We start from the raw sequence: 21325 nt of genomic DNA, 5'->3' as shown, positions 1-21325 counted from the left end.
TCGCTCACTTTGCTTCAACTCCGTCCGGCACAACTTGGGTGCCAATTCCCGCCGTCGTAAATGTTTCTAGCAGCATCGAGTGGGCTAGCCGCCCGTCAACGATGTGCGCTCGCTCAACCCCTGCATCAACGGCCTTAAGGCAGGCCTCCATTTTTGGAATCATGCCCGATTCCAAGCGCGGCAGCATTTCGCGCAGCTCCCCTGCGGTGAGTGAAGAAATGAGTGAGCTCTTATCCGGCCAATTCGCGTAAAGGCCTTCAACGTCTGTGAGAATCACGAGCTTGCTGGCGCCGAGTGCTTCGGCCAGTGCAGCTGCGGCCGTGTCCGCATTTACGTTCAGGACTTCCCCGGTGGCAACCAGCCCACCTTCTTCAACCACGAATTCGGGAGCCACCGTGGAAATTACCGGGATGCGCCCGGCCTCCAGGATGTCCAAAATGCCGGCCGGATCCACACCAACAACTTCCCCCACTTGGCCCAAGTCAACATCCTCGCCGTCGACTACGGTTCCGGTCCGGACAGCACGCAAGAGGCCTCCGTCTTCGCCAGACATTCCCACAGCGTAAGGGCCATGGCCGTTGATCAGGCCCACGAGTTCGCGTCCTACTTGGCCGGTAAGCACCATCCGGACCACATCCATGGCTTCAGGGGTGGTCACTCGCAATCCGCCCTTAAATTCGGACTCAATGCCCAGCCGGGCAAGCATCGAGTTGATTTGTGGGCCCCCGCCGTGCACCACTACGGGACGGATTCCCACGTGGTGCAAAAACACAATGTCTTCGGCGAAAGCCCGGCGCAGTTCCTCGTTGATCATGGCGTTCCCGCCGTACTTGATCACCATGGTGGTACCGGAGAAGCGCTGAATCCAAGGCAATGCCTCGATGAGCGTTTCGGCTTTGTCCTGTGCTGCCAGCGTGGAGTTGTTCACAGTGTGCTCTCTAAGTGGGGTGGTTAGCTCGAGTAGGCGCTGTTCTCGTGGACGTAGTCATGAGTGAGGTCGTTGGTCCAAATGGTGGCTTCTTCAGCGCCCGCCTTCAGATCAATTTCAACCAAAACTTCACGAGCATCCAGATTCACCAGGTTCCGATCTTCCCCGATTCCCCCGTTTTGGCAGATTTGGATCCCGTTGATCGAGACGTTGAGCTGGTCTGGATCGAAGATTGCGTCAGTGGTGCCCACTGCGGAAAGAACACGGCCCCAGTTGGGATCTTTACCAAAGATCGCTGCCTTAAAGAGGTTCGATCGAGCTACGGAGCGTCCAACGGTTTCAGCATCAACCTCGGTGGCGGCGTTGAAGGTACGGATAGCAATGTCGTGGCTGGCTCCTTCGGCATCGCCAATCAGCTGACGAGCCAAGTCCTTGCAAACTGTTGTCAACGCTTCACCAAATGAATCAACAGCTGGAACAGCTCCAGAGGCGCCGGAAGCCATCAAGAGGACTGTGTCATTGGTGGACATACAGCCGTCCGAGTCGGCCCGATTAAAGGAAACCCGGCACGCGTCGCGCAACTCAACATCCAACATGTCCGGCGAGACTACTGCGTCAGTGGTGATGACCACCAGCATGGTGGCGAGGCCAGGCGCTAGCATTCCAGCGCCCTTGGCGATTCCACCGATAGTGAATTCGCGACCCTCGGAATCCTTTCCTTTGATAACCGAAGTTTTGGAAACCGAGTCTGTGGTCATAATGGCGCTGGCGGCATCATCGCCGCCGTCGCCACTCAAAGCCGCGGCAGCCGCGTCCACACCGGCAGTAATTTTGTCCATGGGCAGCTGCTCACCGATGAGCCCGGTTGAGCAGACCACAATGTCCGTAGCGGACAAGCCCAAAACTTCAGCAGTCTTTTCCGCTGTGGTGTGTGTGTTCTGAAATCCTTGCGGACCCGTGCATGCATTCGCTCCGCCGGAGTTGAGAATTACTGCGTCAACACGGCCGTCAGAAACTACTTGGCGGGACCAGTGAACAGGAGCCGCTGCCACACGGTTAGTGGTAAAAACCGCTGCTGCGTGAAAATCCGGGCCATCGTTGACTACCAGAGCGACGTCCGGCTTACCTGTGCTTTTGAGTCCGGCTACAACGCCGGCGGCCCGGAATCCAAGGGGTGAGGTAACGCTCACGGTGCTACTCCTAGCTGCTGGAGCCCGGTAGCTTCATTGAGCCCCAAGGCAATATTCATGGATTGGACCGCTCCCCCAGCGGTTCCCTTTGTGAGGTTGTCGATCGCGCACGTCACAATGACGCGCTTGGCATGTGGATCATATGCCAGCTGCATCACTACGTGGTTAGATCCCTGAACAGACTTGGTGGTGGGCCATTGTCCTTCCGGGAGTAGATGGACAAAAGGCTCGTCGGCGTAGGCGTTCTGCCAGGCTGCGCGCAATTCAGAGGCAAGGTTTTGGCCCTGATCTGCATTGCGCACGCGAGCAGTTGCGGTGGTCAGAATGCCCCGGCTCATCGGCGCGAGTGTTGGGGTGAAAGAAACACTCACTGCTTCACCGGCAGCGTTGGACAAACCTTGTTCAATTTCTGGAGTGTGCCGGTGCATTCCACCCACCCCGTACGGGCTCATGGAACCCATAACTTCTGAACCGATCAGGTTCACTTTGGCGGCCTTGCCTGCACCGGAAGTTCCTGAGGCTGAAACCACCACCACGTCCTCAGGCTCTAGCAGTCCAGCCGCAAAGCCGGGGGTCAGTGCAAGCAGAACGGAGGTGGGGTAACAGCCTGGCACGGCAATTCGGCGAGCGCCAACAAGCTTTTCGCGCTGCCCAGGCAGCTCAGGCAAACCATAGGGCCACGTTCCTGCGTGTGCGCTGCCGTAGAACTTTTCCCACGCAGCGGGATCTTCGAGGCGGTGGTCAGCTCCGGCGTCGATCACTAGCGTTTCTGGCGGAAGCTGCGCTGCCACGGCTGCCGATGTTCCGTGCGGAAGGGCCAAGAATACAACGTCGTGGCCTGCGAGTTCTTCAATGGTGGTGTCTACAAGAACTCGGTCCGCGAGAGTATGCAAGTGCGGCTGGAGCTCGCCTAACTTGGCTCCCGCGTTACTGTGCGCGGTGATCGCGCCAATTCTCACGTCAGGGTGGGTGGCTAGTAAACGCAGCACTTCCCCACCGGCATAACCACTGGCTCCGGAAACGGCAACGGAAATCGTCATATAGAGCACTATACCGCAGCGCGCAATAATATTCACTGGAGCAAATATTTATGCATTTGGATGAAGGCGAGGAATCCTCATACTGCTGGCGACTACACCGCCACGGTTCCCTTCTACCCACATAGGATGGGCTGTGTACCCTGCCACCGAGGATCGCGCGGAAGAATGGAGCCACAGTGAATAATACGGTCAGTGCCGTCCAAGCAGGCGGACCCGAGGTTTTGCACTATGCAGCGGCGGACATGCCCACCCCGGGCCCGGGTCAGCTGCTCATTAAGGTGCAAGCCATCGGCTTGAACTTCATCGAGACGTATCAGCGCAACGGTAACTACAAAGTTTCCTATCCTTTTGTCCCCGGTTCAGAAGCCGCGGGCACCATCGAGGCACTCGGCGAAGGTGTTGAAGGATTCGAAGTGGGTCAACGCGTGGCCACAGCGGAGGGCGAAGGCTGCTATGCGAACTTTGCCGTCTTGGACGCGAGCCGTGCACTGCCCATTCCCGATGGTCTAGACATCGAAACCGCCGCGGCGCTCCCCTTGCAAGGTATGACGGCTCATTACCTGATCAACTCCTCCTTTCGCGTAGAACCAGGCCAGACAGTTCTCATTCACGCCGGGGCCGGTGGTGTGGGGCTGTTGATCATTCAGCTACTCAAAGCACGTGGGGCCAGGGTGTTCACCACTGTTTCAAGTCCAGAAAAAGCTGACTTGGCTCGAGCAGCGGGCGCTGATGAAGTGCTTGAATACAAAGACTTTGCGGCTCGGGTGCGGGAACTCACCGATGGTGTGGGAACTGATGTGGTGTACGACGGCGTGGGTAAGGACACTTTTGATGGCTCACTCGCGAGCCTGCGCACCAGAGGAACATTGGTTCTTTTCGGTGCAGCCTCAGGGCCCGTCCCGCCCGTTGATCCACAGCGCCTCAACGCTGGCGGATCGCTCTCGCTCACTCGCCCAACCTTGCGGGACTTCCTCTTGACCCCACAAGAGCGGCGCTGGCGCTCTGAGGAAATTTTCGCTGCAGCAGCCTCAGGACAACTCGCAGTCAGGATTGGTGCACGGTACGCCCTCAAGGATGCAGGCAAGGCACACGCTGATTTGGAAGGCCGCAAGACCACTGGGAAAGTCATTTTGATCCCCTAAGTGAAGCTAGTGGTCACTGCAACACCTGATGTTTACCTTGAACCGAGAGAATAACGCGCGTGAATGAGCAAGAAGGCCCTCAGGCCACCCTCGATGTTGAATCAGCCATCTACCCAGCGCAAATGCCGGGTGGCACGGCCGCACCGTCGCCTCGGACGCTGATCGACATCTTTTTCGCAACCGTTGAAGAATTCCCTGATGCCTCGGCTCTGCACGATGGTAAAAAGTCACTGAGCTATGCCGACTTAGCGACTGCCGTCCGCGATTACGCGAAGAATTTGCACTTGGCCGGGTTGGGCGCTGGGGACAAGATCGGGGTTCGAATTCCCTCCGGCACCAATGAGCTATACATTGCCATCTTGGCGATTATGCTCATTGGCGCCGCCTACGTTCCGGTGGACGCCGACGATCCGGACGAGCGGGCCAAACTAGTGTTCTCTGAAGCCCGAGTTGCTGGGATCTTACGCGCCAAGGGCGAAATTGTTGTGGACAAAAAAAGGCCCAAACCTTTCCCCTCCCCACGTATGCCACTACCGGAGGACGATTCATGGGTCATTTTCACTTCAGGATCCACTGGAACGCCTAAGGGTGTTGCCGTCACCCATCGCTCCTCGGCTGCCTTTGTGGATGCAGAGGCCCGGATATTCCTTCAGCAAGAACCAATTGGCCCCACTGACCGCGTCCTCGCAGGATTGAGCGTTGCCTTCGACGCCTCATGCGAGGAAATGTGGCTCGCGTGGCGTCACGGTGCTTGCCTTGTTCCGGCTCCGCGCTCACTAGTCCGGACGGGTATGGACCTGGGGCCGTGGCTCATCAACAACGGCATCACAGTGGTATCAACTGTGCCCACACTTGCCGCACTGTGGCCAGCCGAATCACTGGAGAACGTTCGTCTGCTCATTTTTGGTGGCGAAGCGTGCCCGCCGGAGCTCGCCGAGCGCTTGGTAGTAGAAGACCGTGAAGTGTGGAACACCTACGGGCCCACTGAAGCCACAGTGGTTGCCTGTGCTGCGCCCCTGACCGGCAACGGTCCGGTGCGCATCGGCTTGCCTTTGGACGGTTGGGACTTGGCAATTGTTGATACCTCCGGTGTTCCAGTGGCCGAAGGTGAGGTTGGCGAGCTGATTATTGGCGGCGTGGGACTAGCCCGCTACTTGGATCCCGCCAAGGACGCCGAGAAGTACGCACCGATGCCAAGCCTTGGCTGGGACCGGGCCTACCGCTCCGGCGACTTGGTTCGTTGTGAAAACGCGGGTCTCATCTTCCAAGGCCGCGCAGACGAGCAAGTGAAACTCGGTGGCAGACGTATTGAACTCGGTGAGATCGATTCAGCGCTCCAATCGCTCCCCGGCCTCGCAGGAGCAGCCGCGGCTGTTAAAACCACAGCGGCCGGCAACCAGATTCTGGTGGGGTATCTCGCCGTCGCCCAGTCCGGTGCAGAACCTGACCTTGGAAAATTCCGGGAACTGTTGTCCGAGTCTTTGCCAGCACCTCTCATTCCTTTGCTGACAGTTGTCAACGAGCTTCCCACCAAAACCAGCGGAAAGGTGGACCGCGCTGCACTGCCGTGGCCTTTGGCAGGCGCCGGTGCAGCAGAGGCCGATGCTGCGCCGCTAAATCTTGACGCAGACTCAAGCTGGATTATTGAACAGTGGTCAGCAGTACTGGGAACCCCGGCGACGAGTCTGGACGCAGATTTCTTTGCCCACGGTGGTGGTTCCCTGGCGGCTGCCCAGCTTGTTTCTTCGTTGCGGGTCCGGTACCCCCTAGTTCGCGTTTCTGACATTTACGCCCACCCGCGAGTTGGCGCCCTGATCGACGTCTGTAAGCAATCTCTTCCTGAGGACTACGTCCCGGTTGAAGCCAAGGAACGCCCGGTTCGCCGGACAACCCGCAAAGCGCAGGTGTTCCAAACTCTAATGGGCATTCCACTGCACATTTTGGTTGGTATGCGTTGGCTGACGTATCTGATGGCGGTCAATAATCTGCTCTCCGCTTGGGGCGTCCTCGCTGTAGCTCCCACGGTTTCATGGTGGTGGGTGCTTGCTTCGTGGCTGGTTTTTGTTAGCCCCCTGGGGCGTATGGGCATCTCGGTTGCTGCCGCGCGCGTCCTGCTGCGTGGTATCCGGCCAGGCCGCTACCCGCGCTCCGGGCGGGTACACCTACGCTTGTGGCTAGCAGAACAAATCGCCGACCTTGCTGGCGCTATTGGCCTAGCAAGCGCACCGTGGGTTCCGTACTATGCCCGTGCCCTCGGTGCCAAAGTGGGCAAAGATGTCCATTTGCACTCCTTGCCGCCGGTCACTGGGCTCTTGAGCTTGGGCAACGGCTGCAATATTGAACCCGAAGTTGACCTCTCCGGTTGGTGGATCGACGGCGACACGGTCCACATTGGTGCCATCACCATTGGGGCAAATGCCACAGTTGGTGCACGATCAACACTGATGCCCGGAGCACGGGTTGGTGCCGACGCACATGTTGAGGCCGGATCGGCAGTTTTTGGCAAGGTCAAAGCCGGACAGTCGGTGGCCGGTTCCCCTGCCGAACGTAGAGGCAAAGCTACCCACGAGTGGCCCGATACACTCCCGTACACCAACAAATTTCTTGAGCGTATGTGGTTTGCCGCGTTTGCCTCCGCCTCAGCCTTTTTGGCGTTGATCCCCTACGCTTCAGCTGCTCTAGCCTCCACGGTAGTGATCGCCTCGATCCGCGGCTACAACACCTTGTTTGCGGCATGGCCTGCACTGTTGTGGTCGATCCCTCTGGGCGCTCTAGTGTGGTTTGCCGGCAATCTCCTCCTCATCCTTGCTACCACTCGCGCGCTGGGCATTGGCCTGAAAGCCGGCCACTACCGGGTCCGCAGCCGGATTGGCTGGCAGGTCTGGGCCACCGAACGAGTGCTGGACATGGCACGCGATCTGTTGTTCCCCATTTACGCAAGCCTCTTCACCCCTATTTGGTTGCGCCTGCTCGGCGCAAAAATCGGCAAAAACGTGGAAGCCTCCACTGTGCTGCTGGTGCCAAAGATGACCACCGTGGGCGATGGTGCATTCCTGGCAGACGACACCATGGTGGCCTCGTACGAGCTGGGCGGCGGTTGGATGAAGATCGGCCCAGCCAAAGTTGGCAAACGAGCTTTCCTCGGCAACTCCGGTATGACTGCTGCGGGGCGCAACGTTCCCAAAAACTCACTGGTAGCTGTCCTCTCAGCTACGCCGCTCAAGGCGAAGTCCGGCACATCGTGGTTGGGTAGCCCGCCGGTTCGCTTGCGTCGAGTGGCCCAAGCAACTGACCAAAGCCGCACCTTCCAGCCACCTACTCGGCTCAAGGTGGCACGGGCAATTTGGGAGGCCTGCAGGTTGTTCCCCGTAATGCTTGTTGGCTACATCAGCGTTGGAGTGATGGTGGCCCTGGACTGGATCGCCCTGCACACTAACTACTTTGTTGCAGCGTTGCTCTGCGGCGTAGTGATGCTAGGAGCCGGCGCCATTGCAGCAGTCAGCTCAGTAGTGGCCAAATGGGTGCTGGTGGGACGGATCAAAGCAGGTGAACACCCGCTCTGGAGTTCCTTTATCTGGCGCAACGAAGTGGTGGATACCTTTGTGGAGATGGTCTCAGCGCCTTGGTTTGCGCGTGCAGCGAGCGGCACACCAGCACTGGTGTGGTGGCTTCGCGGTCTAGGAGCCAAGATCGGCCACGGCGCATGGTGCGAAAGCTATTGGCTCCCCGAGGCAGACCTCGTGGAGCTTGGTGAAAGCAGCACCGTGAACCGCGGATGCGTGATCCAAACCCATCTCTTCCACGACCGAATTATGAGCATGGATAAAGTGCAACTGATGCGAGGTTCCACTATGGGTCCCCACGGCGTAATCCTCCCCGGCGCAATGCTCGACGACGGCGCAACAGTTGGTCCGGCGTCGTTGGTGATGCGCGGTGAAACAGTGCCCGCTGGCACATACTGGATGGGAAACCCGGTGAGTCCTTGGGCTAGACCCAAGTAGCCCTGATAGCGTCAAAGACCCACCACAATACAAAGCGAGGCTGCCTCCTTAGATGAGCACGTCCAGTACCAACACCACCCAGGATTCGTACACCCCGGAGCATGGCAGCACCGTCTATTCCGTGGATCACTATGACCTGGACTTGGACTACAAGCTGGCCAGCAACAAGCTCAGCGCCAAGGCAACGCTGTATGCGACCGCCGGGACCAAAACCCAAAGCATTGTCCTTGATTTGGTGGGCCTGAAAGTCCTCAAGGTTCAGTTAGATGGCCGCCCGATTCAGAAATTCAGCCAACGCCGCGCCCACCTGGTGATCGTGCCCAAGGACCCGATCGCCAAAGGGCAAGAATTCCGCTTAGACATTCGCTACGAAGGCAACCCGCGGCCCCGCACTGGACTCTGGGGAGAGGTCGGATGGGAAGAACTGACCGACGGCGTACTCGTTGCCGGCCAACCCGACGGCGCCGCTTCGTGGTTTCCCTGCAACGACCATCCAAGCCAGAAAGCCAGCTACCGCATTGCCGTCACCACTGACGACAACTACCGGGCTGTGTGCAACGGAAAACTCGTGCGCCGCACGTCCAAATCCAGCCGAGAAACATGGGTGTATGAACAAAGAGAGCCTATGGCCACCTACTTGGCCACCGTTCAGATCGGACGCTACAACCCGGTAGAACTGCCAGCCACACAGGACTCGTCCTCTCCGGTTCGCCAAGTGGTAGCCGTGCCAGCGGAACTTCGCGGTGAAGCACTCACTGCCTTGGCCGAACAGCCTCGCATGATGGACGTTTTTCAGTATTGCTTTGGCCCCTACCCGTTTAGTGAGTACGGCGTAGTTGTTACCCAGGACGAGCTAGAAATCCCGCTCGAAGCCCAAGGCATGTCCATTATTGGCCGCAACCACTTGAGCACCTCGTGGGAAGCTCAGCGGCTCATTGCTCACGAACTCAGCCACCAATGGTTTGGGAACTCGCTAACGCTCAACCGCTGGAAAGACATTTGGCTCCACGAAGGATTTGCCTGCTACGCCGAATGGGTATGGTCCGAGGCCGCCGGGGTGATGACCGCGACTCAGCGGGCTACCGAAGCGTGGAAGAAACTCTCAGGTCTCCCCCAAGACATCAGAGTTGGCGATCCCGGACCTGAATTGATGTTTGATGACCGTGTGTACAAACGCGGAGCTCTGGCCCTCCATGCCTTGCGGGTGCGGATTGGTGAGGAACAGTTTTTCCCACTATTGCAGGAATGGGTTGCCCGGTTCCGGCACGGCAACGTATCAACTGAGGACTTCGTGAAGCTGGCCGTGGAGCTAGTTCCGGGGCTCAAAGCCACAGAGTTGCTTGGGCCGTGGTTGTACGCAGAAAAGCTGCCGAAGTTGCCGTAGCGGATCCGCCTTAGCCGGCAAGTGCTACCGCAGCAACCAGTTGCTCCGGAAGCCCACTTTCCTGTGCAGACATGGTGCGCACCCCACGAAGCTGTGTGGTGTCAATAGTTGCCGGATCAGTGCGCAATCCTGTCCCTCGTAGCTTGAGGAAGGCCTCTTTTTTGGCCCAGAAGTTCGCACGCAATCGCTGCTTGACCGTATGGACCTCCAGCCTGGGATACTTCTCTGAATCCGCCGCAACCACTAGCGCCCGCTCAGCATCGGTCAGCGCTACGGAATCGAATCCGCTAAATATCGCGGCGGGATCTTCAACATCCACGCCGAGCGCAAATCCCTCTGGCGGCGAGATAGCGGCAGCAAACACTGCCCAACCAGCCGCCCGGCTGGCACTGAGTGCAATAGGTGCCCTCACGCCGTCGTACAAGTAACCTGGCCGGCCATGATCTGGCGCGTTACTGCCTCCGCTCTTAGTCCCTGAGCAGTCCGGACAGAAGTAGGCGGTGACTAGCTTCTCGGGCCGGACCCCTAAAAGCTCGGAAACCCAACGTCTCTGGAACAACCGGGCTAGGAGGAACTCTTGGGCATCGGAGTGCTTCAGCAAACGATCCGCCCGAGCCCATTCGGCGGCATCCAACTCGACCCGGCAGGCGAATTCAAGGGCCGGAGTCATCGGCGAAAGTCTGCGGGACATCACGTCAACCGGGACCACACCAACCTCCCTGCTTTCTGCTCAACTTATGGACAGTAACGCCTACCGGACGCCCAACGCGCGTGTTCACTTTCGGTTCACTTGACCGACGTACAGTCTGCGCGTGGACCTTTCAAATCTTGCCATGCCTGGCTACACCGTTTTGGACAACGACGACGACGATCCCATCCTGCTGGATGCGTCTGGACTCCCTGTGGACACCTGGCGCGAAGGCTATCCGTACAGCGAGCGGATGGACCGGGAACACTACGAACTGCACAAACGTTTGTTACAAATCGAGCTGCTCAAACTCCAAAAGTGGGTCAAGTCCACTGGCCGCCGTGTCGTGATGGTCTTTGAGGGCCGCGACGCTGCCGGTAAAGGCGGGACTATCAAGCGCTTCACCGAACACCTCAATCCCCGTGGGGCTCACGTAGTAGCGCTGGAAAAGCCCAGCGAGCGTGAGCAAACCCAGTGGTACTTCCAGCGCTATGTGGAACACCTACCGGCGGCCGGGGAAGTGGTGATGTTTGATAGGTCTTGGTACAACCGGGCTGGTGTGGAACGGGTCATGGGTTTCTGCACCGAGGACCAGTACCAAGAGTTCTTGCGCCAGGCGCCAGCCTTCGAGCAGCTACTGGTCAACGATGGCATTGACGTTGTTAAGTTCTGGTTCTCCGTCTCCCGCACTGAACAGCTGACCCGCTTTACCATCCGCCAGGTGGATCCGGTTCGCCAGTGGAAGCTCTCCCCCATGGACTTGGCGTCGCTGGACAAATGGGATTCCTACACTGCAGCTAAGGAATCAATGTTTGTTGCAACTGACACGGACTGGGCGCCCTGGACAGTTGTGAAAAGCAACGACAAAAAGCGTGCTCGGCTCGAAGCGATGCGGCATGTGCTCAGCCTCTTTGATTACGAGGGCAAGGACCGTGAAATCGCAGGCACACCAGATCCGCACATCGTAGGCTCAGCCGCCGCAGTGATTGCCGAGGGCGAAGAGTTCTAAGCCGCAAACCACGGACCGGATCAACAGCCTGCTAGAAAAAGTAGCCGTATCCCATAAATGGAAGTGCCCCCAGGATAAGCATCCTGGGGGCACTTCCATTTAGTGGTTAGCGCTGAACTGCGTCGAAACGTTCAGCGGCCAAAGCTACTGCGTTGGCCCGAGCTTCAGAGGCCTCATCCGCAGTGAGCGTGCGGTCCGTTGCACGGAAACGCAGCCCAAAAGCAAGTGACTTATGGGTGGGTTCAATGCCGGTGCCGGTATACACGTCGAACAATGAAACATCCTCGAGCAACTCCCCCGCACCTTCACGCAGGGCCTCTAGAACAGCCTCAGCAGGTACCTCACGCGGAACTACAAGTGCCACGTCCTGGGTAGCTACCGGGAAGGTAGAGATGTGCTTAGCCACAATCACATCTGCCGCAGCCTCGAACAAAGCATCAGCATTGAACTCAGCAGCAACCGAGCGGGCCGGCATGTCCAAGCTCGCCAGGAGCTTCGGGTGCAGTTCACCGGCGTAGCCCACCAGCGTGCCATCGCGCAGCGACAAAGCGGCAACCCGGCCCGGGTGGAATGCCTGGTGGCTTCCCTGAGAAACAATCAGCTCAACACCCAGCACCTGTGCAGCATTTTGGACAACATCCAAAGCGTCAGCCCAATCCCAAGCGCGCGGTGCATGGCCGGCGGCGGCAGGCGAGTCGTTGCCGGTCAGAACAGCGGCAAGGTACAAGGGCTGGTGCGGGACGCCGTCGTACAGTCCGTCCAAAACCTCTTCGCTGGGCTTGGCGCCGAGCGGAGGAATGGAATCAGTTCCTAGGGTATCGCCGGGCAAGAACACACTGCCGGCTTCGAAGAGCGCAAGGTCTCGGAAACCACGTGAATGGTTACGGCGTGCCACTTCAATCAAGCCGGGCAGGATCGAGGTCCGTAGGTAGCCGTTTTCTTCACTAATCGGGTTGGCGAGCTTCAGTGCCGGGCGTTCCGCTCCAGCCTCTGCCACACCAAAGGTGTTGTTCGAGCTCTGGCTCACAAATGGGTACGAAAGGACCTCGGTGAGCCCGGCGTCAGCGAGAGCCTGGACCAGTCGACGCTTTTGTTGCTGCGTCCGGGTCAGACCGCGGCCCGGTGGGGCAACAGGCAAGGTCGCGGGGATCTTGTCGTAGCCCACCAATCGCGCGACTTCCTCGATGAGGTCCTCTTTAGTTTCAAGGTCGTGGCGCCAGCTAGGCGGCGTCACCAAATAACCATCCGAGGTGGTTTCCACCGTCGCGCCCAGGTCCTGGAGCGAGCCAACGATCTGCTCGGTGGTGAAGTTAATACCAATCAAGTTCGACGCCGCGGCGGCAGGGAGGTTGATAGAAGCAGTTTGGGGTGCCTCACCAACGTCCGTACCGGTTTCATCTGCTGTCCCGCCAGCCAGCTCCACCAGCAGGTCCACAACACGCTGAGCGGCGATAGAAGCCAGGTTCCAGTCCACGCCACGTTCAAAGCGCTTCGATGCTTCTGACGGCAGCTTGTGACGGCGGCGTGAGCGAGCGATCGAGACTGCGTCGAAGTGTGCGGCCTCCACCAAAATGCTGGTAGTGGAGTCCGAAACCTCCGTGTTGGCTCCACCCATCACACCAGCAATGCCGATGGCACCAGAGTCGTCAGTGATCAAGAGGTCTTCGGCGTCGAGCGTGCGCTCTTTGGCGTCAAGGGTGGTGATCTTTTCGCCCTTCGCAGCTCGACGGACCACAATTTCACCGGAGAGCTTGTCCAAGTCGTAGCAGTGATTCGGCTGACCGAGTTCCAGCATCACGTAGTTGGAAATATCCACGGGCAGGGAGATGGAGCGGATACCAGCCAGGCGCAATCGCGAAGACATCCAAGCCGGTGTGGGCTTGGTGGGGTCAACGTTACGGACCGTGCGAGCCACAAAACGATCACAGCCGGGCACACCGTAAATCGGTGCTTGGTCATCAAGCTTCACTGCGTATCCGCCGCTCAGTGTGCTTGGAGCGGTGACTTGGGACGCCGGATCGGTGAAGCCCGTTCCGGTGGCGTGGGCGTATTCGCGGGCCACACCACGGATAGAGAACGCATAGCCGCGGTCCGGTGTGACGTTGATTTCGGCAGCTTGATCGTAAAGACCAAGCAACTCCATGGCGTCAGTGCCAACCTCGGGATCCAAACCGATGCGGGAGAGCACCAGGATGCCATCGTGGTCATCGCCAATGCCCAGTTCTCGCACAGAGGCGATCATGCCCGCGGACAGGTGACCGTAGGTTTTGCGCGCCGAGATCCGGAAGTCGCCGGGAAGCACAGCGCCGGGAAGTGTGACAACTACTTTGTCCCCTTCCACGAAGTTGTGGGCACCACAGACGATCCCCTGCACACCCGAAGGATCAATACCTTCGTGGGTGAGCGTCTGTTCCTGACCCTCAGGGACCACACGTACTTGGCACCAGTTGATGGTTTTGCCATTGGATTGTGGTTCCTTGACCAGGCTCAACACCTGACCCACCACAACGGGGCCCTGCAGTTCATCCGTGGGACGGTGAACATCTTCTTCTTCAAAACCAACCTTGACCAGGTCAGCCATTACGTCTTCGGCCGTGGCGTTGGCCGGTACTGCTGCGAATTCACGCAGCCATGAAAGAGGGATACGCATTCTTAGATCTCCATCCCAAAGTGCTCGCTAAAACGTACATCGCCTTCGATCATGTCGCGCATATCGCCAACTTCATTGCGGAACATAAGGGCACGTTCAATACCCATACCGAAGGCAAAACCTGAATAAACGTCCGGGTCAATACCGGCTGCCCGCAGCACGTTGGGGTTCACCATGCCGCAACCGCCCCACTCGATCCAGCGCGGGCCACCTTTGGCACCCGGGTGCCAAATGTCTAGCTCAGCGGAAGGCTCGGTGAACGGGAAGTAGTTGGGGCGCAAACGAACCTTGGCTTCTTCGCCAAACATCTGACGGGTGAAGTGCTCAAGCGTGCCAAGAAGGTCAGCCATGCTGAGGTTTTTGTCGATGGCGAGGCCTTCGAACTGGTGGAACACCGGGGTGTGAGTGGCATCGAGTTCGTCAGTGCGGAAAACCTTGCCCGGGCACAGAACGTAGATCGGCACTTCACGCTCAAGCATGGAGCGGACCTGCACCGGGGAGGTGTGAGTACGCATCACCAAGTGAGCTTCGGGAGGCTCTACAAAGAAAGTGTCCTGCATTTCGCGGGCAGGGTGATCCGGTTTGAAGTTCAGGGCATCAAAGTTGAACCACTCGGATTCCGCTTCGGGGCCTTCAGCAATTTCCCAGCCCATACCCACAAAGATGTCGATCACACGGTCTTGCAGGGTGGACAGTGGGTGCCGGGCGCCGGCACGACGGCGTCGCGGAGCGGCAGTAACGTCCACTGTCTCTTCGAGGAGGATCCGCGCGTCGTTTTCTTCTTCCAACACGGCGGTGCGGGCAGTGAGTGCTTGGTTGACCCGGCCACGAGCGGGGCCCATTAGCTTTCCGGCGGCTGCCTTCTGATCCTTTGGTAAGCCTCCGATCTCACGGTTGGCAAGGCTCAGCGGCGACTTTTCGCCGGTGTGCGCAAGGCGTACGGCTTTGAGCTCGTCCAGGCTAGTGGCGGCGGCAACTGCGGCGAGGGCATCCTCAACGGCAGAATTGATAGCGGCTTCATCCGTGGGATTCGGAATGGCGCCGGGCGTGGTCTCAGACATTTACTGTTCTTAACTACGAGGCAGGGGTGGGCACGGAGCAAGGCTCCAAGGGTCAAGTCTAATAGCTGAGCGTGTGCCGTTTCCTCCCGGGTGGTTACGATGAGCCAATGAAGTGGACGCTGCGGGTTCGACAGGTAGCAAATCTGGTTAATGGCTCTACCGTGCTGGGCGCCGGTCTGGCAGTCGCGGCGGGCTCAACTCTTTCCCACGGCGCTCACGGAATTGTGCTCGCTCAGGGATATAGGTGGCGGTTCCCTCAGGCCGGTGCCTTCACCGTTGGAAACGTGGTTATTTTCCCCCGTGGCACGAGTGCAAGCGCCGAGGATCCCGTACTGATGGGACACGAAGCACGGCATTGCACCCAGTACGCATGGTGTTTGGGCTTGGGGTTTTTGCCGCTCTATGGTCTCTGTGCAGCGTGGTCGGTCCTCCGAACGGGCAACCCAGCCACTGCCAACTTTTTTGAACGTCACGCTGGTCTTGAGGCTGGCGGATACTTGAAGGAAGTCTCCAATGTCTGAAATGCCCAATCCTTCTGTTCCTGCTGCTGGTGCCTTGGTGGGTCCTGCACGGACCATCACCGTGACGGGTACAGGTTCTGCCAACGCCGCACCTGATCAAGCGGTCATGAACGCCGGCGTCGAGGTACGCGCCGGTGACGCCCCAGAGGCTTACGCCGCTGCAAGTGCCGCTGCACTGCGTCTACTGCAGGCCCTCCGCGATGCCGAGGTACGCGAACAGGACATTACGACGTCGGCACTGGACCTTCGCGCTGAGACCGTTTGGGAAGAAGGTCGGGGCCAAGTGACCACCGCTTACGTGGCTAGCTCAACGCTCACGGTGCGGATTACCCCACTAACGCAAATCTCGGACGTAGTGGCACTAGTGGTTAAGGCCGGAGGCAACAACGTGCGCCTGAACGGACCCAGCCTAGGCTTTACCGATGAAAGTTCTCTCGCAGCGGCGGCGAGGGAAGCCGCATTTGCTGACGCCAAGGAACGCGCAGAACACTATTGCTCTTTGGCTGGGGTGCACTTGGCGGAGATTGTATCGCTGGGTGAAACCCCTTCAGGGTTTACTCAGCCCCACCCCAAATTTGCCCGGATGTCAGCTACCGATGTTATGCCAGTCTCCGCAGGTGAATCGTCTGTCACCGCTTCGGTCACCGTTGTGTGGGCTGTGGCCTAGTAGTTAGCAGGCGGAGTGCTTAGTGGGTTGATCCGGCGGGATAATGCAGCTCGCTGTTTCCAGATACTAGGGTGTGGACGGCCGTAACAAGAGCGGCGCTGATACTTTCCAGTGGCAAGGAAGGTGAGGTGTTGTTAGTGCCTGATTGCGTCGACGCCCCTTGTTCCGGCTCAAGTTGTTCGGGTGACAATTGTTCAGTGGACAATTGTTCAGTGGACAATTGTTCAGTGGCAAGTGGGACGTGGATAAACCCTCCGCGTAGGTGGGGAACCTCTTGGATTTGATGCATCAGCGAATAGAAAACGTGATTGCAGACGTAGCTGCCCGCACTCGCTGACACAACGGCCGGAATGCCTGAGTCTCGGATGGCCTGTGCCAGGGCTTTAACAGGTAGCCCGCTGAAATAGGCGGCCGGACCGTTCTGGACCACGGGAATATCGATCGGTTGGTTCCCGGCATTGTCCGGAATCGGAGCATCGTCCAGATTAACTGCAACCCGCTCAACGCGAATAGCCTTGGTGCCGCCGGCTTGGCCAACACACATAACAACGTCCGGGTTATGAGTGCTGATGGCCGCTTTGAGCTGGCTGGCGCTCTCACCGAACACACACTTCAACTCGATTGCCGCCGTGGCTATCCCCTGGGCGTTTAGTTGATCGGCAGCGCTTTGGGCCGCCACCCACGAAGGATTCATTGTGGCTCCGTTAAAGGGTTCGAACCCGGTCAGTAGGATCATGCCGCCACCAACTTCAGAAGAGCTTCAACAATAGGAAGGTCAGCCGGGATCCACGGCAGCGCCATAATTCCTTCAGGATCCGCTAAATGAACCCAGCGCAGCTCGTGGTGATCTTCCAAGGCAGCCGGCTCACCTTCTGTAATTTCTCCGAGCCACACCCGCATCACGGCCTTCTCGTTGAGCGGCCAGCCCATCGGGTCCTCGGCTAGAACGGCTGCGCCCAGCGCGATCTCCACACCAAGCTCCTCGCGGATCTCCCTCGTCAAGGCATTCCGATCGGTCTCCCCCGCTTCCACTTTCCCGCCGGGGAATTCCCACATACCTGCGAATTTGGGTGGTGCGCTGCGTTGGGCAATCAGCAATTTGGTGGGGTGGTTTAGGGAGTCGCAGATGGCTGCTGCCACTACGTGGATCGTCTTAGTCACCTCACCAGTGTAGGCAAAGGCGAAATTTGCTCTAGGAATCGCGGAATGATTTAAGCACCATTTAGGGTTGAAGAAATCATCTTTGTGTTTGCACTGTTGTGCGGATACGACTCATTCCCACCGAAATTGCAGGTTATGACGCCAACCACGCCCCATCATTCTTTGTCGACGCTTTCCCGGCGTGAACTCACCTTCGCCATTTTTGCTCTGGCTATGGGCGGATTTGGAATCGGAACCACTGAATTTGCCATGATGGGACTGCTCAGCGACGTGGAACGCGGTTTGAACATCAGCACCCCAGACGCCGGGAACCTTATCTCAGCGTATGCCTTGGGTGTTTGTGTTGGCGCGCCGGTTCTTGCCGCCGTTGGAGCCAAGCTGCCGCGCAAGTGGCTTGCACTAGGGCTTATGGTGATTTTTGCTCTCGCCAACTTCTCCTCGTTCGCGGCGCCGGATTATCACTGGATGCTTGTCACCCGCTTTGTTTCCGGACTCCCCCACGGTGCATTCTTCGGAGTCGCTGCGGTCATTGCCGCGTCTTTGGTGCCGGCAAGCCGGCGCGGCTGGGCAATCTCCATGGTGATGGCCGGCTTAACCGTGGCAAACGTGATTGGTGTTCCTATTGCCACCTGGGTGGGGCAGAACTTTGGTTGGCGTTTGTTGTTTGTTGTGGTTGCAGGAATCGGACTCGTAACAGTCGCACTGATCGCACGCTTTGTGCCATTTAGCGAAGCTCATCCTGATGCAAGCATCCGGCGCGAGCTTGGTGCTCTTAAGCGTTTGCAGGTTTGGCTCACACTGCTGATTGGTGTGGTTGGCTTTGGAGGATTCTTCGCCACCTACACCTATATTTCACACACCATGACGGCCGTTACAGGACTTCCCGCCGGGCTAATCCCGCTAGTGGTGGCCCTCTATGGCCTAGGCATGGTGGCTGGCAACATCATCGGTGGTCGCTTGGCAGACCGCTCGGTGATGGGAACAATTTACGGCGTTCTCGCCGCAATCGCCGTTTCCCTCGTACTGTACTTTGTATCGGTGGTTTGGGCGCCCTCAGCGTTGCTGATGGTATTTGTTGTGGGCAGTATGGGTTCCATGTTGGTTCCCTCCCTCCAAACCAGGCTATTGGACGCCTCTCCCGATGCCCCGTCACTGGCTTCATCTCTTAATCACGCCGCCCTGAACGTGGCCAACGCATTGGGGGCCTTCTTGGGCGGTGTGGTCATTGCTTGGGGTTGGGGCTACCGAGCCCCAGCACTGGTTGGTGCAGGCTTGGCCGTGCTGGGGCTCGGTGTTGCTCTAGTTAGCGGCTATGTGGAACGCAAGCGACCCTTAGTGAGCTAGCCGTTCAGCGGAGCCGAAGTATCTTCGGGGAGCTGAACGGAGTCAGCGTGCCGCAGGAGGTCTGGCTCGAGGTAGATGACCCGCGCCAGCGGTACTGCTTCCCGGATTCGGACCTCGGCGCTATCAATAACCGTGGCAATCTCGGCACCGGAATCAGCGGCACCTACGGAAATCTTTGCCGCGACCAATAGTTCCTCCGGACCCAAGTGCAGGGTCTTCAAGTGAATGATTTTGGTACCGTCTGACTCAATTGCAGCTTCAATTTTTGCGACGTCATTTTTGGTAGCCGACTCGCCCAACAACAAGGACTTAGTTTCAATCGCCAAAACAATGGCGATAAATACCAGCAGCAGACCGATCATTCCGGTGCCAATAGCATCCCAGATTCCGTTGCCAGTAATCAGGGTCAACCCCACGCCCAAGAGGGCAAAAATCAAACCAATCAGAGCGCCGAAGTCTTCGAGTAAGATGACCGGCAGTTCGGGCTGTTTGGCGTTGCGAATGAACTTAACCCAGCTCTGTGTCCCACGCAGCGGGTTAGATTCTTTGATAGCCGTTCGGAACGAAAAACTTTCAGCAACAATTGCCCCCACCAACACGGCAAGCGGGACCCACCAGAAATTGCCTTCAATGGCGTGCGGGTGCTGGATCTTTCCCCATGCTTCGTAAAGGGCAAAGAGTCCGCCAACACTGAACAACACAATCGAGACAATAAAGGCATAGATGAATCTCTCACGGCCATAGCCGAAGGGGTGTTTGGCGTCCGCTTCACGCTTGGCGCGTTTTCCACCGATCAGCAAAAGCAGCTGATTCCCTGAGTCGGCTACAGAGTGAATACCCTCTGCCAGCATCGATGATGAGGCTGTCAGAAAGAATGCCAAGAATTTCATAACAGCGATAGCTAGGTTTGCTCCTAGCGCCGCCACGATCGCTTTTGTTCCGCCGCCTGCTGCCACGTTTTTACCCCGTTTATTCTACCCACGCCTCAGTACCGAGACTAGTTCTTTTGTCACTGCTCAGAATACCGGGATATGTCAGACGAACCCCGTTTATGCGTGTTGCTCTCCCTCCTAGCACATCAAGATGTAAAAGGGCTCTCCGTGGTTCGTGGTGAAACGGGTTCCGTGTCTTGAAAGCTGAAGGGCTCGTAGCCCTGCTGTGATGGATGTTCTCTACGCATTCATCAAGAGTCAGGAGCTACGAGCCTTGATCGAGCCTACTTCCCCGCGCCCCGATGCTGCCACCGCCATTTTCAACCTGCCCGACTACCGCGTCACAGACACTGAGATCCTCACTTTCGGGCAGCGACGGGTCAGCGTTGAAGCCACTGCCGAGTCCGGCTGCCCATCCTGTGGTGTGATCAGCACCCGCGTGCATTCCCGCCGCCCACAACGTCTGCGCGACATCCCTGTCGCCGGCCCAGTCGAAGTGATCTGGGCCAAGCGGAGATTCTTCTGCGATGAGTACCTTTGCCCGCGGCGGACATTCGCCGAGGAGACCGCCCAGGTCCCGCGCCGCGCTCGGTCCACCCGCCGGCTCCGCGATGCCCTCGTGGCCGCCGTCATTGGATCCGGAAGGGCCGCCGCGGAAGCGGCCTCCTCGTTCGGTGTCTCATGGTGGCTGGTCCAGCGGGCTCTGGATTCCGCGGCGCTGACCCTGCCTGATGTTGATGCCCTGGCACCCCGGATGCTCGGCATCGATGAACACCGCTACCGTTCCGTGCGGTTCTTCCGCGACCCTTCCACCAAGGCCTGGAAACGCTACGAACCCTGGATGACGACCATTGTTGATCTGGACACCGGCCAGGTGCTCGGGATCGTGGACGGCCGCGACAGTGAGGGCGTCGGAGAATGGCTGTTCGCCCGCCCGCTTCAGTGGCGTCTGGGCGTGCAGGTCGTCGCGATCGACCCTTCCGCCGCGTTCCGCAAGGCCCTGCGGATGTGGCTCCCTCGCACCGCGGTCTCGGTCGATGCGTTCCACCTCGTCAAGCTCGGCAACGACATGCTCACCGAGGTCCGGCAACGTCTCACCCAGCAGGTCCATGGCCGGCGGGGACGTTCCATCGACCCGGTCTGGGCCAACCGGCGCCTGCTCCTGCGCGCCGGGGAATCACTCTCTGACCGGGCCCGGAACAGGCTCAGCACCGTGTTCGCAACCGACGACGCCACCGGAAAATTGCAGGCCGCATGGCTGGTCAAAGAGCAGCTCCGGACGCTGCTCGCCACCGGATCCCTTGCCGACGCGGCCGCCGCGAAAGAGCGCCTGCAGGCCCTGGTCGAACGCGCCGCTCAGCCGGAAACGAACCGGCTCTGGCGCACGGTCTGCCGGTGGTGGCAAGAGATTGAAGTCCTCATTGTCACCGGCGCGACAACGGCGAAAGTGGAAGCTAACAACACCGCGATCAAGCACATAAAAAGGACAGGCCGCGGATTCACCAACGCACGCAACTACAAAACGCGTATTCTGTTGCGCAGTGCCGCCAGAACAGCGGCATGAACATTCACCACGGCAGAACATTCACCACGAACCGTGAAGAGCC

16 protein-coding genes and 1 pseudogene are annotated in these 21325 nt (G+C 58.6%); 8 read left to right on the top strand and 9 right to left on the bottom strand.

Features of this window, described 5'->3' with window-relative positions; translation table 11 throughout:
- Nucleotides 1-4: 4 nt before the first annotated feature.
- Genes argB through argC form a run of 3 tightly spaced genes read right to left on the bottom strand, consistent with a single transcriptional unit; the run spans nucleotide 5 to nucleotide 3158 of the window.
- The gene (gene argB, locus ACQQCD_RS13400) at nucleotides 5-928 is read right to left on the bottom strand and encodes an acetylglutamate kinase (protein WP_430268805.1); all 924 of its coding nucleotides are present in this window, start codon (nucleotides 926-928) and stop codon (nucleotides 5-7) included.
- A gap of 23 nt (nucleotides 929-951) precedes the next feature.
- Nucleotides 952-2118, bottom strand: a complete 1167-nt coding sequence (gene argJ / locus ACQQCD_RS13395; RefSeq protein ID WP_430268804.1) for a bifunctional glutamate N-acetyltransferase/amino-acid acetyltransferase ArgJ — start codon at nucleotides 2116-2118, stop codon at nucleotides 952-954.
- Nucleotides 2115-3158 (bottom strand): N-acetyl-gamma-glutamyl-phosphate reductase, encoded by a 1044-nt coding sequence (gene argC / locus ACQQCD_RS13390; RefSeq protein ID WP_430268803.1) that lies wholly within the window; start codon nucleotides 3156-3158, stop codon nucleotides 2115-2117. The genes argJ and argC overlap by 4 nt, the downstream gene beginning before the upstream one ends.
- A gap of 176 nt (nucleotides 3159-3334) precedes the next feature.
- On the opposite strand from argC, the gene ACQQCD_RS13385 reads away from it, so the two are divergent.
- The 3 genes from ACQQCD_RS13385 (at nucleotide 3335) to ACQQCD_RS13375 (ending at nucleotide 9685) form a co-directional block, all read left to right on the top strand.
- The gene (locus ACQQCD_RS13385) at nucleotides 3335-4300 is read left to right on the top strand and encodes a quinone oxidoreductase family protein (protein ID WP_430268802.1); all 966 of its coding nucleotides are present in this window, start codon (nucleotides 3335-3337) and stop codon (nucleotides 4298-4300) included.
- A gap of 122 nt (nucleotides 4301-4422) precedes the next feature.
- Nucleotides 4423-8301 (top strand): Pls/PosA family non-ribosomal peptide synthetase, encoded by a 3879-nt coding sequence (locus tag ACQQCD_RS13380; protein ID WP_430268816.1) that lies wholly within the window; start codon nucleotides 4423-4425, stop codon nucleotides 8299-8301.
- Nucleotides 8302-8353: 52 nt separating this feature from the next.
- Entirely contained in the window at nucleotides 8354-9685 is a 1332-nt protein-coding gene (locus ACQQCD_RS13375) for a M1 family metallopeptidase (protein ID WP_430268801.1), read from the top strand.
- Between the two features lie 10 nt (nucleotides 9686-9695).
- Here the strand turns inward: ACQQCD_RS13375 and ACQQCD_RS13370 are convergent, their stop codons facing one another.
- Nucleotides 9696-10355 (bottom strand): 4'-phosphopantetheinyl transferase family protein, encoded by a 660-nt coding sequence (locus ACQQCD_RS13370; RefSeq protein WP_430268800.1) that lies wholly within the window; start codon nucleotides 10353-10355, stop codon nucleotides 9696-9698.
- Between the two features lie 163 nt (nucleotides 10356-10518).
- Here ACQQCD_RS13370 and ppk2 point away from each other — a divergent pair, with 163 nt between their 5' ends.
- A complete protein-coding gene (gene ppk2, locus ACQQCD_RS13365; RefSeq protein ID WP_430268815.1) occupies nucleotides 10519-11382 on the top strand; it encodes a polyphosphate kinase 2 in 864 nt (287 codons plus the stop codon).
- 106 nt (nucleotides 11383-11488) lie between these two features.
- Here the strand turns inward: ppk2 and pheT are convergent, their stop codons facing one another.
- The gene (gene pheT / locus ACQQCD_RS13360) at nucleotides 11489-14032 is read right to left on the bottom strand and encodes a phenylalanine--tRNA ligase subunit beta (protein ID WP_430268799.1); all 2544 of its coding nucleotides are present in this window, start codon (nucleotides 14030-14032) and stop codon (nucleotides 11489-11491) included.
- A 2-nt stretch (nucleotides 14033-14034) separates the two neighbouring features.
- On the bottom strand, nucleotides 14035-15093 hold the full coding sequence (pheS, locus tag ACQQCD_RS13355; protein WP_430268798.1) for a phenylalanine--tRNA ligase subunit alpha: 1059 nt from the start codon (nucleotides 15091-15093) through the stop codon (nucleotides 14035-14037).
- 107 nt (nucleotides 15094-15200) lie between these two features.
- On the opposite strand from pheS, the pseudogene ACQQCD_RS13350 reads away from it, so the two are divergent.
- Nucleotides 15201-15410 (top strand): annotated as a pseudogene (locus tag ACQQCD_RS13350) (hypothetical protein); the annotation flags it as partial.
- 196 nt (nucleotides 15411-15606) lie between these two features.
- Nucleotides 15607-16281 carry an SIMPL domain-containing protein gene (locus ACQQCD_RS13345; protein WP_430268797.1) on the top strand — a complete coding sequence of 225 codons (675 nt, stop codon included), beginning with the start codon at nucleotides 15607-15609 and terminating at the stop codon, nucleotides 16279-16281.
- Between the two features lie 19 nt (nucleotides 16282-16300).
- Here the strand turns inward: ACQQCD_RS13345 and pcp are convergent, their stop codons facing one another.
- Nucleotides 16301-17017: a pyroglutamyl-peptidase I gene (gene pcp, locus ACQQCD_RS13340; protein ID WP_430268796.1), complete on the bottom strand. Its 717-nt coding sequence runs from the start codon at nucleotides 17015-17017 to the stop codon at nucleotides 16301-16303.
- A complete protein-coding gene (locus ACQQCD_RS13335; RefSeq protein ID WP_430268795.1) occupies nucleotides 17014-17442 on the bottom strand; it encodes a (deoxy)nucleoside triphosphate pyrophosphohydrolase in 429 nt (142 codons plus the stop codon). The genes pcp and ACQQCD_RS13335 overlap by 4 nt, the downstream gene beginning before the upstream one ends.
- A 135-nt stretch (nucleotides 17443-17577) precedes the next feature.
- On the opposite strand from ACQQCD_RS13335, the gene ACQQCD_RS13330 reads away from it, so the two are divergent.
- On the top strand, nucleotides 17578-18786 hold the full coding sequence (locus tag ACQQCD_RS13330; RefSeq protein ID WP_430268794.1) for an MFS transporter: 1209 nt from the start codon (nucleotides 17578-17580) through the stop codon (nucleotides 18784-18786).
- On the opposite strand, the gene ACQQCD_RS13325 is transcribed toward ACQQCD_RS13330, so the two are convergent.
- A complete protein-coding gene (locus ACQQCD_RS13325; protein ID WP_430268793.1) occupies nucleotides 18783-19742 on the bottom strand; it encodes a cation diffusion facilitator family transporter in 960 nt (319 codons plus the stop codon). The two genes, ACQQCD_RS13330 and ACQQCD_RS13325, sit on opposite strands and share 4 nt — an antisense overlap.
- 250 nt (nucleotides 19743-19992) lie before the next feature.
- Here ACQQCD_RS13325 and ACQQCD_RS13320 point away from each other — a divergent pair, with 250 nt between their 5' ends.
- Nucleotides 19993-21282 carry an ISL3 family transposase gene (locus ACQQCD_RS13320; protein WP_430268232.1) on the top strand — a complete coding sequence of 430 codons (1290 nt, stop codon included), beginning with the start codon at nucleotides 19993-19995 and terminating at the stop codon, nucleotides 21280-21282.
- Nucleotides 21283-21325: the final 43 nt, after the last annotated feature.

Source organism: Pseudarthrobacter sp. J1763 (assembly GCF_050490295.1).
GTDB lineage: Bacteria > Actinomycetota > Actinomycetes > Actinomycetales > Micrococcaceae > JBNPEO01.
The sequence above is the reverse complement of the archived record's forward strand: the minus strand, read 5'-3'. Positions and strand labels throughout refer to the sequence as shown.

Excerpts from the sequence above, each read along its gene's own strand:
- argC (WP_430268803.1), bottom strand. The coding sequence starts at position 3,158 with ATGACGATTTCCGTTGCCGTTTCCGGAGCCAGTGGTTATGCCGGTGGG.
- ACQQCD_RS13380 (WP_430268816.1), top strand. The coding sequence starts at position 4,423 with ATGCCGGGTGGCACGGCCGCACCGTCGCCTCGGACGCTGATCGACATC.
- ACQQCD_RS13375 (WP_430268801.1), top strand. The coding sequence starts at position 8,354 with ATGAGCACGTCCAGTACCAACACCACCCAGGATTCGTACACCCCGGAG.
- ACQQCD_RS13370 (WP_430268800.1), bottom strand. The coding sequence starts at position 10,355 with ATGACTCCGGCCCTTGAATTCGCCTGCCGGGTCGAGTTGGATGCCGCC.
- ppk2 (WP_430268815.1), top strand. The coding sequence starts at position 10,519 with ATGCCTGGCTACACCGTTTTGGACAACGACGACGACGATCCCATCCTG.
- pheT (WP_430268799.1), bottom strand. The coding sequence starts at position 14,032 with ATGCGTATCCCTCTTTCATGGCTGCGTGAATTCGCAGCAGTACCGGCC.
- pheS (WP_430268798.1), bottom strand. The coding sequence starts at position 15,093 with ATGTCTGAGACCACGCCCGGCGCCATTCCGAATCCCACGGATGAAGCC.
- ACQQCD_RS13345 (WP_430268797.1), top strand. The coding sequence starts at position 15,607 with ATGTCTGAAATGCCCAATCCTTCTGTTCCTGCTGCTGGTGCCTTGGTG.
- pcp (WP_430268796.1), bottom strand. The coding sequence starts at position 17,017 with ATGATCCTACTGACCGGGTTCGAACCCTTTAACGGAGCCACAATGAAT.
- ACQQCD_RS13330 (WP_430268794.1), top strand. The coding sequence starts at position 17,578 with ATGACGCCAACCACGCCCCATCATTCTTTGTCGACGCTTTCCCGGCGT.